Origin of the sequence: Psychrobacillus sp. NPDC096426 (assembly GCF_044762745.1) — a bacterium.
In the GTDB taxonomy this organism is placed as follows: Bacteria; Bacillota; Bacilli; order Bacillales_A; family Planococcaceae; genus Psychrobacillus.
Genome location: NZ_JBIWEX010000001.1, coordinates 256,990 through 271,174, shown reverse-complemented (window position 1 = coordinate 271,174; position 14,185 = coordinate 256,990). Strand labels below are relative to the sequence as shown.

The following is a 14,185-nucleotide window of genomic DNA, read 5'->3' as shown; positions in this document are numbered from 1 at the left end:
CAGCAGGTACAGATTTTTAAAAGGAGCTATTGTCATGGATAAAAAAACAATCATAAATACATTAGAAAAAATTGCATTATATATGGAGTTACAAGGAGAAAACCCTTTCAAAGTGTCGGCTTTTCGAAAAGCTGCGCAAGTGTTAGAACTCGATCCACGCAGTTTAGCCGAGATGGATAATATACTATCGCTAAAAGGAATAGGTGCTTCAACCGGTGCAGTTATTGAAGATTTACTAAATACGGGAGCGTGTTCACTACTAGTTGAACTTCAAAATACAGTGCCTAATGGCTTGCTTCCTATGATGAAAATCCCAGGACTAGGTGGTAAAAAAATTGCAAAGTTATACAAAGAGTTACAAATCGATTCGATGGATGCATTAAAATTAGCATGTGAATCAGGAAAAGTCCAAACTCTAGCTGGATTTGCAGCGAAAACGGAACAGAAAATTCTTGGGGAAATTGAAAACTTACAATCAAAACCTGAACGTACAGCTGTTTGGCAATTAGAACCAATTGTCGAAATGATTGAAAGTAACCTAGCTGCTATACGGGCGATTGAAAAATACTCGGTGGCTGGTTCTTACCGAAGAGTCAAAGAGGCGAGTAAAGATATTGACTTTATCATCGCTACAAAGTCCCCGCAAGAAGTCCGAGAAGCACTTTTGAAAGAATTACCAGTGCTAAAGGTAATTGCTGCTGGAGATACAAAAGTTTCTGTTACACTAGACGGAGAAAACGAAATTGACGTCGACTTTCGTTTAGTCGAATTACATCAGTACGCATCCGCATTAAACCATTTTACAGGTTCCAAAGACCATAATATTAAAATGAGACAAATTGCAAAAGAACAAGGAAAGAAAATAAGTGAATATGGTGTGGAATTAGAAGATGGTTCCATGCAGCATTTTAACTCCGAAGAGGAATTCTATACTTATTTCGACTTACCATTTATCCCACCATCCGTTCGAGAAGATGGCTCAGAGCTTTCGAAATTGGACCAATTACATTTACTCGTAACGCTTGGAGATATTAAAGGCGATTTTCATATGCACTCCACTTGGTCGGATGGTGCACATTCGATCGAAGAAATGGTGGAAGCTAGTCGTGCTAAAGGATATTCGCATATCGTTATCACGGATCACTCCGATTATTTAAAGGTAGCAAATGGTCTGTCAAAAGAACGTTTGTTAAAACAAATTGAAACGATTCATGAATTAAATAACCAATATTCCGATATCGAAATTTTTGCAGGGACAGAAATGGATATTCTTCCGGATGGATCGCTTGATTTTGATGATAACCTATTAAAGCAATTAGATTTTGTCATTGCATCCATCCATTCAAGTTTTAGTCAACCGCAAGATAAAATCATGGAGCGATTAAATAATGCGATAAAAAATCCATATGTCCATATGATTGCACATCCAACCGGAAGAATAATCGAACAACGAAATGGATATAACCCAGATGTGCCGACCTTAATCGAATGGGCGAAGGAAAATGGGAAAATATTAGAATTAAATGCAAATCCATATCGACTTGACTTACAAACGGAATACTTGAAACTAGCACAAGAAAAGGGCGTACCCATTGCGATCAATACAGACGCCCATCATACCCAACAATTAAAATATATGGATATCGGTGTACGATATGCACAAAAGGCATGGCTGCACAAAGATTCAATTGTAAATGCTTGGACGCTAGAAAGATTTAAACAGTTTATCAAGAAATAATGAGGAGGTGCCACAGTGATAGCTGAAAGAGCACTGAAAACGTTAGAATATTATAAAATACGAGAAGAAGTGGCAAAATATTGTACTTCTTCTGTTGGAAAAAGCCATATAGACAAACTAGTGCCTTCTGTTGATTATAAAGAAGTCACCAAACTTCTAGAAGAAATGGATGAAGGGTTGTCCATCCTTCGTTTAAGAGGCAATGTACCGATGGGCGGCATTACAGATATTCGCCCCCATGCAAAACGAGCACAAATAGGTGGAATGCTAAGTCCAATCGAATTAATGGAAACAGCTAGTACGATTCGTGCGAGTAAAATCTTGCGTCAATTTTTAGAAAATGTAGCAGAGTCAGAAGATGTAGCGATTCCTCATTTTCTAGCTATAAAAGAATCAATGCCTATACTAACGGCGCTTGAACATGAAATAAATGATTGTATCGATGAAAATGGGGCCGTACTAGATAGTGCAAGTAGTACACTACGTTCGATCCGTCAACAATTACGTATCCAAGTGAGTCGTGTGCGAGAAAAACTAGAAAGCTATACAAGAGGGGCTAATGCATCTAAAATGCTTTCGGATTCCATTATTACGATTCGGAATGATCGATATGTCATCCCGGTCAAGTCAGAATACCGCAGTCATTATGGTGGAATTATTCACGATCAGTCATCTTCTGGTCAAACTTTATTTATTGAACCATCAGCAGTCGTACAAATAAATAATGAAATCCGTAGTTTAAAAGTAAAAGAACAAGAAGAAATTGAACGTATACTGATCAAACTGACAGCAGAGGTAGAACTAGTCGGACATGATATCTTCTTGTTAGTCAATGTTTTAGGAGAAATCGACGTTATTTTAGCGAAAGCTAAATACGGACAAGCAGAGAAATGTACGATGCCAATTATTAATAATAGCGGTTACATCCGTTTAGTAAAAGCAAGACATCCACTTATCCCGATAGACACTGCGGTTACGAATACGATCGAATTTGGAAAAGATATTACGGCGATCGTCATTACAGGACCAAATACAGGTGGTAAAACTGTGACATTAAAAACAGTGGGACTTTGTACATTAATGGCACAAAGTGGTATACCAATTCCGGCATTAGATGGTTCGGAAGTTGCGTTGTTTGAATCAGTATTTGCCGATATTGGAGATGAACAGTCGATTGAGCAAAGCTTGAGTACATTTTCATCTCATATGGTTAATATTGTAGATATTTTAAAAAAATATGATGAAAAATCATTAATTATTTTTGATGAGCTTGGTGCTGGAACTGATCCACAAGAAGGAGCGGCACTTGCTATTTCTATTTTGGATGCAGTGCATGGAACCGGCGCACGTGTGATGGCGACAACGCATTATCCTGAACTAAAAGCGTATGGCTATAATCGTCCAGGTGTTGCGAATGCAAGTGTAGAGTTCGATGTCGAAACATTAAGCCCAACTTACAAATTGCTAATAGGGGTTCCTGGACGTAGTAATGCATTTGAGATTTCCGAACGCCTTGGACTACCGGAATATATTATTTCCCAAGCGCAAACTTATACGGGAGCGGATCGTGGAGAAGTCAATTCAATGATTGCCTCATTAGAAGCAAGTAGAAGACAAGCTGAAAGAGATGCAGAAGAAACGGAAGAGCAGCTAGATGAAGCAAAAAGAGTAAAAGAAGATTTAGAACAAAGACTTGCAGAACTGGAACAAAAGAAAGACCAATTAGAACAAAAAGCAAAGGATAAAGCAAAAAAAATTATTGAAGACGCTAGACGAGAAGCGGATGAAATCATTAGTGATCTTCGTAAAATGCAAGCAAATACGCATAAATTAGTAAAAGACCATGAACTGATCGATGCTAAAAAACGATTGGACGCGGCACTTCCTACAAATCCAGTATTAAAAAAACAAAAGAAATTAAACGAGCGTGCAAACGAATTAAAAGCTGGAGACGAAGTAAAAGTACTAAGTTTCGGACAAAAAGGGACATTATTAGAAAAACTTTCGAAGTCGGAATGGTCCGTTCAAATTGGCATGTTAAAAATGAAATTGGATGAATCGGATTTAGAATATATTAAACCGGAAAAACAAAAACAAACCGTTTCTGTCAATGCAGTTCGTGGTCGAGATTCTCATGTCAAGCTAGAGCTTGATCTCCGAGGAGAAAGATATGAAGATGCGCTTATTCGAACGGAAAAATATTTAGACGATGCGATTTTAGCAAACTATCCACGCGTTTCTATTATTCATGGAAAAGGAACGGGCGTATTAAGGCAGGCCATTCAGCAATATTTGAAAAACCATTCACGTGTGAAAAGTTACCGTTTTGGTGAAGCCGGAGAAGGCGGTCATGGAGTTACGGTTGTCGAACTTAAATAGGTAAAAAGAATTTGAAACTTTTTATCTAGTCGCACGTATAGTAAGAAAAATTTAAAGGGGTTTTTTAGTATGTTGCTTTCTAGTTTTTGGTCAAACCCACTTGTGGAGTCAGCTGGTTATTTTAGTGTTGTTATATTATGTTTAGTTGTTTCCATGGTTATTTTTGAAATTGTCACGAAGTATAAAAACTGGGAAGAAATCAAAAAAGGAAATGTCGCTGTTGCTATGGCAACAGGTGGGAAAATATTTGGCGTATGTAATATTTTTAAATATTCAATAGAACAGCATAATTCACTTTTTCAAATGATTGGTTGGGGATTATTTGGCTTTTCTTTACTAATCATTGCTTACTGGCTATTTGAATTTTTAACGCCAAGTTTTAATGTGGATAAAGAAATAGAAAATGATAATCGCTCTGTCGGATTTATTTCCCTCATTATTTCCGTAGGTTTATCATTTGTCATAGGAGCAAGTATTTCATAGGAGCGAATGTAATGGAAAAATTGTCGAAAGTTTTAATTGCTGTAGGCATACTTTTTGTCCTTGTCGGAATAATATATGTAGTAATGAAATAATAGAATGAGTGAACAGCTCATTGTAGAGACTGTTGAGAAAAAGCAAATCACAACAGTCTCTTTTTTTATATTTTATTATATAAATTGAATTGTCATTCATTTTTCTTTATAATTAAAATATGAATGTTCCAACTATTATGAAATAAGGGGGCAAAAGAATGACAGAGAAAATTTGGCTTTCCCAATATCCACCCGAAATTCCACATACGCTTACCTATGAATCAATTCCAGTACAAGAATATCTAACAAGAACGTATAACAAATTCCCGGAAAAAATAGCAATACATTTCATGGGGAAAGATGTCACGTACAAAGAACTTTATGAATCTTCATTGAAATTTGCGAACTATTTACAGATGATTGGCATTCAAAAAGGAGACAGAGTGGCGATTATGCTACCAAACTGTCCGCAAGGGGTTATTGGTTATTATGGTGCTTTATATGCAGGGGCAATAGTAGTGCAAACAAATCCATTATATACGGAACGTGAAATCTCTTACCAAATGAAAGATTCTGGTGCAAAAGTAATTTTAGCATTAGATATTTTATATCCACGTATCTCGAAAGTAATAAAAGACACGGAGCTTGAAAATATTATTTTAACTGGCATTAAAGACTATCTACCTTTTCCTAAAAACTTAGTGTATCCATTCATCCAAAAGAAACAATATGGATTCAGTGTGAAGGTGGAACATCGAGGTATCAACCACTTATTCCCTGAAATAATGAAAGTTGCAAAAGCAGAGCCGATAGCAATGCCTTTTGATTTTGAAGAAGATGTTGCACTTTTACAATATACAGGTGGAACTACAGGATTTCCAAAAGGTGTTATGCTGACGCATAAAAACTTAATATCAAATGCATCGATGTGCGATGCATGGTTATATAAATGTAAAAAAGGCGAAGAAAGTATTCTAGGTATTTTGCCCTTTTTCCATGTGTACGGGATGACGACTGTATTAATATTGGCTGTTATGTTAGGTAATAGAATGATATTATTACCGAAGTTTGATGTGGAAACGGCACTTAAAACGATTGATAAGCAAAAGCCAACTCTATTTCCAGGAGCGCCAACGATTTACATTGGGATATTAAATCATCCAGAGGTACAAAAATATGATTTATCTTCTATCGTAGCTTGTTTAAGTGGATCTGCCGCGCTACCTTTGGAAGTTCAAGAAAAATTTGAGCGAGTAACGGGTGGTAGATTAGTAGAGGGGTATGGATTAACGGAAACTTCCCCTGTATCACATGCGAATTTGATCTATAGTGATCATCGTGTGAAGGGATCTGTTGGTATACCATGGCCAGATACAGATGCAGCTATTTTTAGTTTTGAGTCAACAACCCCACTTCCTCCAGGGGAGATTGGAGAAATAGCAGTTAAAGGTCCACAAGTCATGAAAGGATATTGGAATCGTCCAGAGGATACAGAAATGACGATGCGTGAAGGTTGGCTTTTAACAGGAGATTTAGGATACATGGATGAAAACGGTTACTTTTATGTGGTGGATCGGAAAAAAGATATGATCATTGCGGGTGGATATAATATTTATCCACGAGATGTGGAAGAAGTGTTGTATGAACATCCTGCAGTTCAAGAATGTGTCGTAGCGGGAGTACCCGATGCATATCGTGGTGAAACAGTAAAGGCGTACATCGTGTTAAAAGAAGGAATATCTGTGACAGAAGATGAATTAAATAAATTCTGTCGTGAAAATCTAGCTGCTTTTAAAGTACCTAGAATCTATGAATTTAGAAAAGAGCTACCTAAAACAGCGGTTGGAAAAATTTTAAGAAGAACACTAATAGCAGAAGAAAAAGAAAAGTTAAACCAAGTAGCGCAAGGTTAAGTTTCTTAGTGTTGTTCCTAGTGGACGCCAAATGTTTTTTATTCCGTTAATATAGCTTTGTATGTTGACAGTACTGAAAATTAAATATAATATAAAAATGTGAATGAATAATCATTCATATTTTTTCTTTATTCAAGCAAGAAACTATAATCCTCGTTGAATAAAGATGAATCTCGGCGTAATTGATCATTTGGTGGTGAATTCATTGAAAAAGGAAAAGCCAAAATATAAGCAAATTATAGATGCAGCCATTATTGTTATTGCAGAAAATGGATATCATCAGTCACAAGTATCCAAAATTGCTAAACAGGCTGGTGTAGCAGATGGCACTATCTACTTGTATTTTAAAAACAAAGAAGACATATTAATCTCCGTATTTGAAGAAAAAATGGAAGTATTCGCAGAAAACTTAAAGCAAATAATTGAAATGGAAGCGAGCGCTTCTGAAAAACTATATAAAATGATAGAAAATCATTTTAGTGTACTTGCAAGTGATCATCACTTAGCAACTGTTACTCAGTTAGAGTTGAGGCAGTCGAATTTAGCCCTACGCTTACGTATTAATGCCATTTTAAAAAACTACTTAGTACTTCTAGATTCTATTTTAAAAGAAGGTACTGAAAATGGAGAATTTACACAAAAGATAGATATTCGGTTAGCAAGACAAATGATTTTTGGTACAATAGATGAGACGACAACTACTTGGGTTATGAATGAATATAAATATAATCTTATAGACTTGACCCCAAAAGTACATCGTCTATTATTAAATGCTATAAAAGAATAACAAAGGGGAGAGTTGCGTAAATGGGATTTTTGTCATGGGAAATCGTAGGCGGTGTAGCTACTGTCACACTAAATCGTCCACCAGCAAATGCACTTGCAAGAGGGGTTATTTTAGAAATTAATGACTTGTTAGATGCAGTTGAAAATGATGATGCTGTTCGTGTTCTGTTGCTTAAAGGAGAAGGGAGATTCTTTTCTGCTGGTGCAGATATTAAAGAATTTACTTCCGTTTCCACAGGTGAAGAATTTTCTGAATTAGCTGAAAGTGGACAAATGATCTTCGAAAGATTGGAACGATTTTCGAAGCCGGTCATCGCAGCGATACATGGAGCTGCACTTGGTGGCGGTCTAGAATTAGCGATGAGTTGTCATATACGGCTCGTTTCGGAAAATGCTAAACTCGGGCTTCCAGAATTACAGTTAGGGTTAATACCTGGTTTTGCTGGAACACAGCGACTTCCGCGCTATGTTGGATTCGCAAAAGCAGCAGAATTGCTGTTAACGAGTGAACCAATAAGTGGGACAGAAGCAGCTAGAATTGGTTTAGCAAATCATGCATATCCGGAAGAAGAGTTATTTAGTCGTGCACAGGAACTTGCGGCCAAAATTGCAAAGAAAAGCCCTATCGCTGTAAAAGCGGCATTAGAAATGCTCCAATATATAAAACCAGCCTCTTATTATGAAGGTGTGCGAGCAGAAGCAAATGTTTTTGGAAGCGTTTTTGTTTCAGAAGATGCAAAAGAAGGTATTTCTGCATTTTTAGAAAAAAGAGAACCGGTTTTTAAAGGGAAGTAATTATACGCTAGGGGAGGATAACAAAAATGAATATTTATGTTTTAGTGAAACGCACATTTGATACAGAAGAAAAAATCGTCGTGAGTGGCGGTAAAATCCAAGAAGACGGAGCAGAATTCATCATCAATCCTTACGACGAATATGCGATTGAAGAAGCAATTCAAGTTCGCGACGCACACGGTGGAGAAGTAACTGTTCTTACTATGGGCGGAGAAGATGCGGAAAAACAACTTCGTACAGCACTTGCGATGGGAGCTGACAAAGCCGTTCTTATTAATATAGAAGATGATGTAGAAGAAATGGATCAGTTCACAGCTGCTCATATCATTTCGGAATACTTAAAAGATAAAAACCCTGATTTAATATTAGCTGGTAATGTTGCGATTGATGGTGGATCTGGACAAGTTGGCCCACGTGTTGCTGAAGTTTTAGGTATCAACTACGTAACAACTATTACAAATCTTGAAATTGATGGAACAACTGTAACGATCAAACGTGATGTGGAAGGGGATACAGAAATCCTTGAAACATCTTTACCGCTATTAGTTACAGCACAACAAGGGTTAAATGAACCACGCTACCCTTCTTTACCAGGAATTATGAAAGCGAAGAAAAAACCTTTAGAAGAAGTAGAACTAGATGATTTAGATATCGATGAAGATGATGTAGAAGCAAAAACAGAAACACTGGAAATATATTTACCTCCTAAAAAGGAAGCAGGAAAAGTATTAGAAGGCGAGCTAGCTGAACAAGTGAAAGAGTTAGTTCACTTACTCCATTCGGAAGCTAAAGTCGTTTAATGTTATTTTAATTAATACTCAAAATGGGAGGAAAAGAATATGTCTAAAAAAGTATTAGTACTTGCAGAGGCGCGTGAAGGTGCTCTACGTAATGTTTCTTATGAAGCTATTGCTGCTGGAAAACAAATTTCAAATGGTGGAGAAGTTGTAAGTATTCTATTAGGAGATTCAGTGAAAGATTTAGTAGCTGAACTTGGCAAATATGGAGCGGATCGTGTAATTACGGTTGAACATCCACATTTAAAACAATATACGTCAGACGGTTATGGACAAGCATTGCTTGCAGTTATTGAACAAGAAAATCCAGAAGCAATCGTATTTGGACATACGGCTCTTGGAAAAGATTTATCTCCAAAAATTGCAAGTAAATTGCAGGTTGGTTTAGTATCGGATGTAACAGCTATAGAAGGAGAAGGTGATGCGGCCGTTTACATTCGCCCAATCTATTCTGGGAAAGCATTCGAGAAAGTGAAAGTGAAAGACGGTATCGAATTCATTACGGTTCGCCCAAACAATATCGCACCACTAACAAAAGATGAAAGTAAAGTTGCGGATGTTTCGGCATTATCAGTAGATATTACAAACCTTCGTACAATTATTAAAGAAGTAGTTCGTAAATCATCTGAAGGGGTAGATTTATCCGAAGCGAAAGTTGTCATCGCTGGTGGTCGTGGAGTGAAAAGCGAAGAAGGGTTTGCACCATTAAAAGAGCTTGCGGACGTTCTAGGTGGAGCGGTTGGAGCTTCTCGCGGGGCATGCGATGCCGATTACTGTGATTATTCCCTTCAAATTGGACAGACTGGTAAAGTTGTAACACCAGATCTTTATATTGCTGCAGGGATTTCAGGTGCGATACAACATTTAGCTGGGATGTCGAATTCGAAAATTATTGTAGCGATCAATAAAGATCCAGAAGCAAATATTTTCAAAGTAGCAGACTACGGAATCGTAGGGGATTTGTTCGAAGTTATCCCAATGCTAACAGAAGAATTTAAACAACTAAAAGTAAATGCGTAACAAGGACTCGGCTCATTTTTAGAGCCGAGCTTTTACTTGTAAGCTAATATGTAGATGTAGTAATATGAGTCTGCTATAATCTATTTATAGTTAACCAAAGGAGGAATTTTTAAATGGCAATAGTTCACGGAACAGATCAGACTTTCTCACAAGAAATTGAGGAAGGGTTAGTATTAGTAGATTTTTGGGCAACATGGTGTGGGCCTTGTAAAATGATTGCTCCTGTACTTGAAGAAATGGACGCTGAAATGAGCGATAAAGTAAAAATCGTTAAAGTAGATGTGGATGAAAACCAAGCAACTGCTAGTCAATTTGGTATTATGTCTATCCCTACGCTAGTATTATTTAAGGATGGTCAACCAGTAGACAAAGCTGTTGGTTTCCAACCGAAAGAAGCGCTAGTTCAATTTGTAGAAAAAAACGCATAATATAAAACCGGGTCCTCATAAGGTGCCCGGTTTTTTTAAACGGGTGATAAAATGAATGATTTAATACAACAAAAATGTGCCATATTACCAGATGATCCTGGATGTTATTTGATGAAAGATCGACAAGGAACCATCATTTATGTAGGTAAAGCGAAAATATTAAAAAATCGTGTACGTTCCTATTTTACCGGTTCGCACGATGGGAAAACACAAAGATTAGTACAAGAAATAGTTGATTTTGAATATATCGTCACATCGTCAGAGCTTGAAGCACTAATACTTGAACTTCATCTCATTAAAAAGCATGATCCAAAATATAATATTATGCTAAAAGACGATAAAACGTATCCATACATTAAGATTACAGCCGAAAAAAATCCCAAACTGATTATTACAAGACAAGTAAAAAAAGACAAAGGTAAATATTTTGGTCCTTATCCAAATGCGCATGCAGCTAATGAGACAAAAAAACTATTAGATCGAATATATCCATTGCGAAAATGCGCGAAATTACCGGATCGTGTTTGTTTGTATTATCATTTAGGGCAATGCCTTGCTCCATGTGTAAAGGAAATAGAGGATTCCACATATAAAAAGATGACAGATGAAATTACGAGCTTTTTAAATGGTGGCTTTACACATGTCAAAAAAGAATTAACTAAAAAGATGAACGAAGCGGCAGAAAATCTAGAATTTGAACGGGCAAAAGAATATAGGGATCAAATTTCCAATATTGAAATGGTTATGGAAAAACAAAAAATTACGATAAACGATTTTACGAGCCGGGATATTTTTGGTTATTCAGTTGATAAAGGCTGGATGTGTGTCCAAGTATTTTTTATTCGACAAGGAAAACTAATTGAAAGGGATGTTTCGCTTTTTCCTTTGTATCGTGATCCAGAAGAAGAGTTTTTAACATTTTTAGGCCAGTTTTATGCAAAACCAGAACATATTAAACCTAAAGAGGTGTACGTACCTAATAATACGGACGTACAATTAGCTTCTGAATTATTAGAAATGAAAGTGATTACTCCTCAAAAAGGATTGAAAAAAAACTTAGTAAACCTCGCGGAGAAAAATGCGGTACTTGCTTTAAGTGAGAAGTTTCATTTGATCGAAAGACAGGAAGAGCGGACGATAGGTGCAGTGGAGGAGCTAGGTAACTTAATGGGAATTGCAACTCCAAACCGAATGGAGGCATTCGACAACTCTCATATACATGGTACAGACGCTGTTTCAGCCATGGTTGTATTTGTAGATGGAAAAGCATATAAAAAGGATTACCGAAAGTATAAGACGAAAACTGCTGCAAAGCATGATGATTACGGAGCGATGCGAGAAGTAATTCGCAGAAGATATACACGTGTATTAAAAGAAAATTTACCTTTACCTGATCTAATTATTATCGATGGTGGAAAAGGTCAAATAGAAGCAGCTCGTGAAATTTTAGAAGACGAATTAGGATTAGAAATACCTATCGCTGGACTTGCAAAAGATGGAAAGCATCAAACGTCTCAGCTTCTATACGGAAATCCAATTGACATCATTCCGATGAAGCGGACGAGCGAAGCATTTTATTTACTACAGCGTATACAAGATGAAGTGCACCGATTTGCTATTACATTCCATCGTCAACAAAGAGGGAAACATACGATTGCTTCCTCTTTAGACGGAATAGAAGGAATAGGTCCAAAACGAAAAAAAATATTATTAAAGCACTTCGGATCGATCAAGAAAATGCAGGTCGCGACGAAGGAAGAATTTATTGAAGCAGGGCTTTCTAGTAAACTAGCAGAAACGATGCTTGAACATTTTCAGAAAAAGTGATTGTCTTCTGAATTTTCTTGTGTTATGGTTGATACAATTTAACATTCACTAACATAAAGTGAAGATAGAGGTGCGAATTGACAAGAGTACTTAGCGGGAGGATGAAAGGATCCGTTGATCGCTAAACGAAAGGGTCATTTGCCGAAACCTAGAATAGCTTTTCCTATTCTAGGTTGGTTCTGCATTGAAGAAATGTAGAATTGTCAGAATTCAGTATTCTGGAGGGCTATCTCACATGGACATTATTTGACCGTGTATGAGACAATGCTTTTCACAATATGTGGAAAGCATTTTTTAATCCTTACAGATAAACAAGGGAGCAGATATGCGTGAGTAAAATTGTGATGAAATTCGGTGGTTCTTCTGTGGCAACTACAGAAAAAATTGCAAATGTGGCAAAAAGAATAGGTAAAGAGAAAGAAAAAGGACATGATATCGTTGTTGTCGTATCAGCTATGGGAAAATCCACAGATGAGTTGGTGAATTTAGCGAATGAAATAACGGACAATCCATCTAAACGTGAAATGGACATGTTACTATCTACAGGTGAACAAGTGACGATGGCATTACTTGCAATCCAGTTAAATACATTAGGTTTCGATGCAGTTTCTCTAACAGGCTGGCAAGCGGGACTAGTAACGGATCATGTATTTAAAAATGCAAGAGTGGAAAAAATGGATGATACTAAAATTAATTCATTATTAACAGAAGGTAAAATTGTCATCGTCGCGGGCTTTCAAGGAGTTACTAGTAATGGAGAAATAACAACCCTTGGAAGAGGCGGATCAGATACGACTGCAGTCGCGATTGCAGTGACGATTGAAGCGGACGTATGTGATATTTATACCGATGTGGAAGGGGTATTTACATCGGATCCAAGGTACGTTACAAATGCTAGAAAGCTAGAACAATTAGAATATGATGAAATGCTGGAGCTTGCGAACCTAGGTGCTGGAGTACTCCATCCAAGAGCAGTAGAATTTGCAAAAAACTATAAAATACCACTTAGAGTTAGATCTAGTTATGGAGAAGATGAAGGAACAGTATTAAAGGAGGAAGTAGATGTGGAAAATAATTTAGTAGTTCGAGGGGTAGCGTTTGAATCGGATATTGTGCGACTAACAATTGAGTATGATGTACCATTTAATGGATCATTAGCATCGATTTTTACGACTCTTGCAGAAAATCATATTAACGTTGATATTATTGTACAATCCATTGTAGATGGAGTAAGACCTGCCGTTTCGTTCTCTATTAAAAAAGAATCGTTAGCAGAAGCAATTACCGTTTTAGAAACGCATAAAAAAGCACTTGGTTTTACATTTGCTGACTTTGAAGTAGGATTAGCAAAAGTTTCCATTGTGGGTTCTGGAATGGTTTCTAATCCAGGGGTTGCTGCTCAAATGTTCGATCGACTTCGTAAAGAGAATATTCCGGTGAAGATGGTAAGTACATCAGAGATAAAAGTTTCTGTCGTTATTCCTCAAAATAATATGATAGAAGCAGCTAATGCATTGCATGATGAGTTTGACTTGGCCATTAAGCAATAACGGAACAAGAAATCCAGCTTCAAGGGTCGTGACATTGTTACGACTCTTATTTGCGTTGCACAAAATAGGAATAATATGTAGTAGCTAGTTACCGCTTGGAGATCCGTTGCAGGGCGGCCGCTTTCCGTAGGGTATGAGCCTTCACCGCCGCTTCCCGTACGTTGTGAAGTCTCATTTGTCTCATTTGATCCCACCGGAGTCGCCGCCCTTCCGCTCCAATCCACGGAAATTTGCTTACTTATCAGTAATGACTTGCTAAAACTAACTATTATGCAGTTTTTCAAATGTGTGTGTCCAGAAAATAGCGATTAAGGCAAATAAACCGTTCATTGAAAGCAACCAGTTATATTCGGATAGCAACTAAACTAGCATGAGAACAAACTAATTGCTGAAAGCAACCAACTCAGAAAACAACAGGTTTACTTGAAGGGATACGA

General features: G+C 37.1%; 11 protein-coding genes and 1 riboswitch. All 11 genes read left to right on the top strand.

The genetic code is table 11. The annotated features are described in order from the left end of the window. The first annotated feature begins 34 nt into the window (after nt 1-34). Complete coding sequence (gene polX / locus ACIQYS_RS01320; protein WP_402973695.1) at nt 35-1,738, top strand: DNA polymerase/3'-5' exonuclease PolX; 1,704 nt, start codon at nt 35-37, stop codon at nt 1,736-1,738. 15 nt (nt 1,739-1,753) lie between these two features. Further along, a complete protein-coding gene (locus ACIQYS_RS01315; RefSeq protein ID WP_402973692.1) occupies nt 1,754-4,117 on the top strand; it encodes an endonuclease MutS2 in 2,364 nt (787 codons plus the stop codon). A gap of 69 nt (nt 4,118-4,186) precedes the next feature. After that, entirely contained in the window at nt 4,187-4,600 is a 414-nt protein-coding gene (locus ACIQYS_RS01310) for a DUF350 domain-containing protein (RefSeq protein ID WP_402973689.1), read from the top strand. A gap of 250 nt (nt 4,601-4,850) precedes the next feature. Next, nucleotides 4,851-6,545, top strand: coding sequence for a long-chain-fatty-acid--CoA ligase (locus ACIQYS_RS01305; RefSeq protein WP_402973686.1), 1,695 nt, complete (start codon nt 4,851-4,853; stop codon nt 6,543-6,545). A gap of 205 nt (nt 6,546-6,750) precedes the next feature. After that, a complete protein-coding gene (locus tag ACIQYS_RS01300; protein WP_402973684.1) occupies nt 6,751-7,332 on the top strand; it encodes a fatty acid metabolism transcriptional regulator FadR in 582 nt (193 codons plus the stop codon). Between the two features lie 20 nt (nt 7,333-7,352). Further along, nucleotides 7,353-8,126, top strand: coding sequence for an enoyl-CoA hydratase (locus ACIQYS_RS01295; RefSeq protein WP_402973681.1), 774 nt, complete (start codon nt 7,353-7,355; stop codon nt 8,124-8,126). Nucleotides 8,127-8,152: 26 nt separating this feature from the next. Then, entirely contained in the window at nt 8,153-8,926 is a 774-nt protein-coding gene (locus tag ACIQYS_RS01290) for an electron transfer flavoprotein subunit beta/FixA family protein (protein ID WP_402973678.1), read from the top strand. Nucleotides 8,927-8,965: 39 nt separating this feature from the next. Further along, complete coding sequence (locus ACIQYS_RS01285; RefSeq protein WP_402973675.1) at nt 8,966-9,943, top strand: electron transfer flavoprotein subunit alpha/FixB family protein; 978 nt, start codon at nt 8,966-8,968, stop codon at nt 9,941-9,943. A gap of 113 nt (nt 9,944-10,056) precedes the next feature. After that, nucleotides 10,057-10,371 carry a thioredoxin gene (trxA, locus tag ACIQYS_RS01280; RefSeq protein WP_093266742.1) on the top strand — a complete coding sequence of 105 codons (315 nt, stop codon included), beginning with the start codon at nt 10,057-10,059 and terminating at the stop codon, nt 10,369-10,371. A gap of 51 nt (nt 10,372-10,422) precedes the next feature. Beyond that, nucleotides 10,423-12,198 (top strand): excinuclease ABC subunit UvrC, encoded by a 1,776-nt coding sequence (uvrC, locus tag ACIQYS_RS01275; RefSeq protein ID WP_402973667.1) that lies wholly within the window; start codon nt 10,423-10,425, stop codon nt 12,196-12,198. Nucleotides 12,199-12,255: 57 nt separating this feature from the next. Continuing rightward, nucleotides 12,256-12,435, top strand: a riboswitch (Lysine riboswitch). A 92-nt stretch (nt 12,436-12,527) separates the two neighbouring features. Beyond that, nucleotides 12,528-13,748, top strand: coding sequence for an aspartate kinase (locus tag ACIQYS_RS01270; protein WP_402973664.1), 1,221 nt, complete (start codon nt 12,528-12,530; stop codon nt 13,746-13,748). The last annotated feature ends 437 nt before the right edge of the window (nt 13,749-14,185 follow it).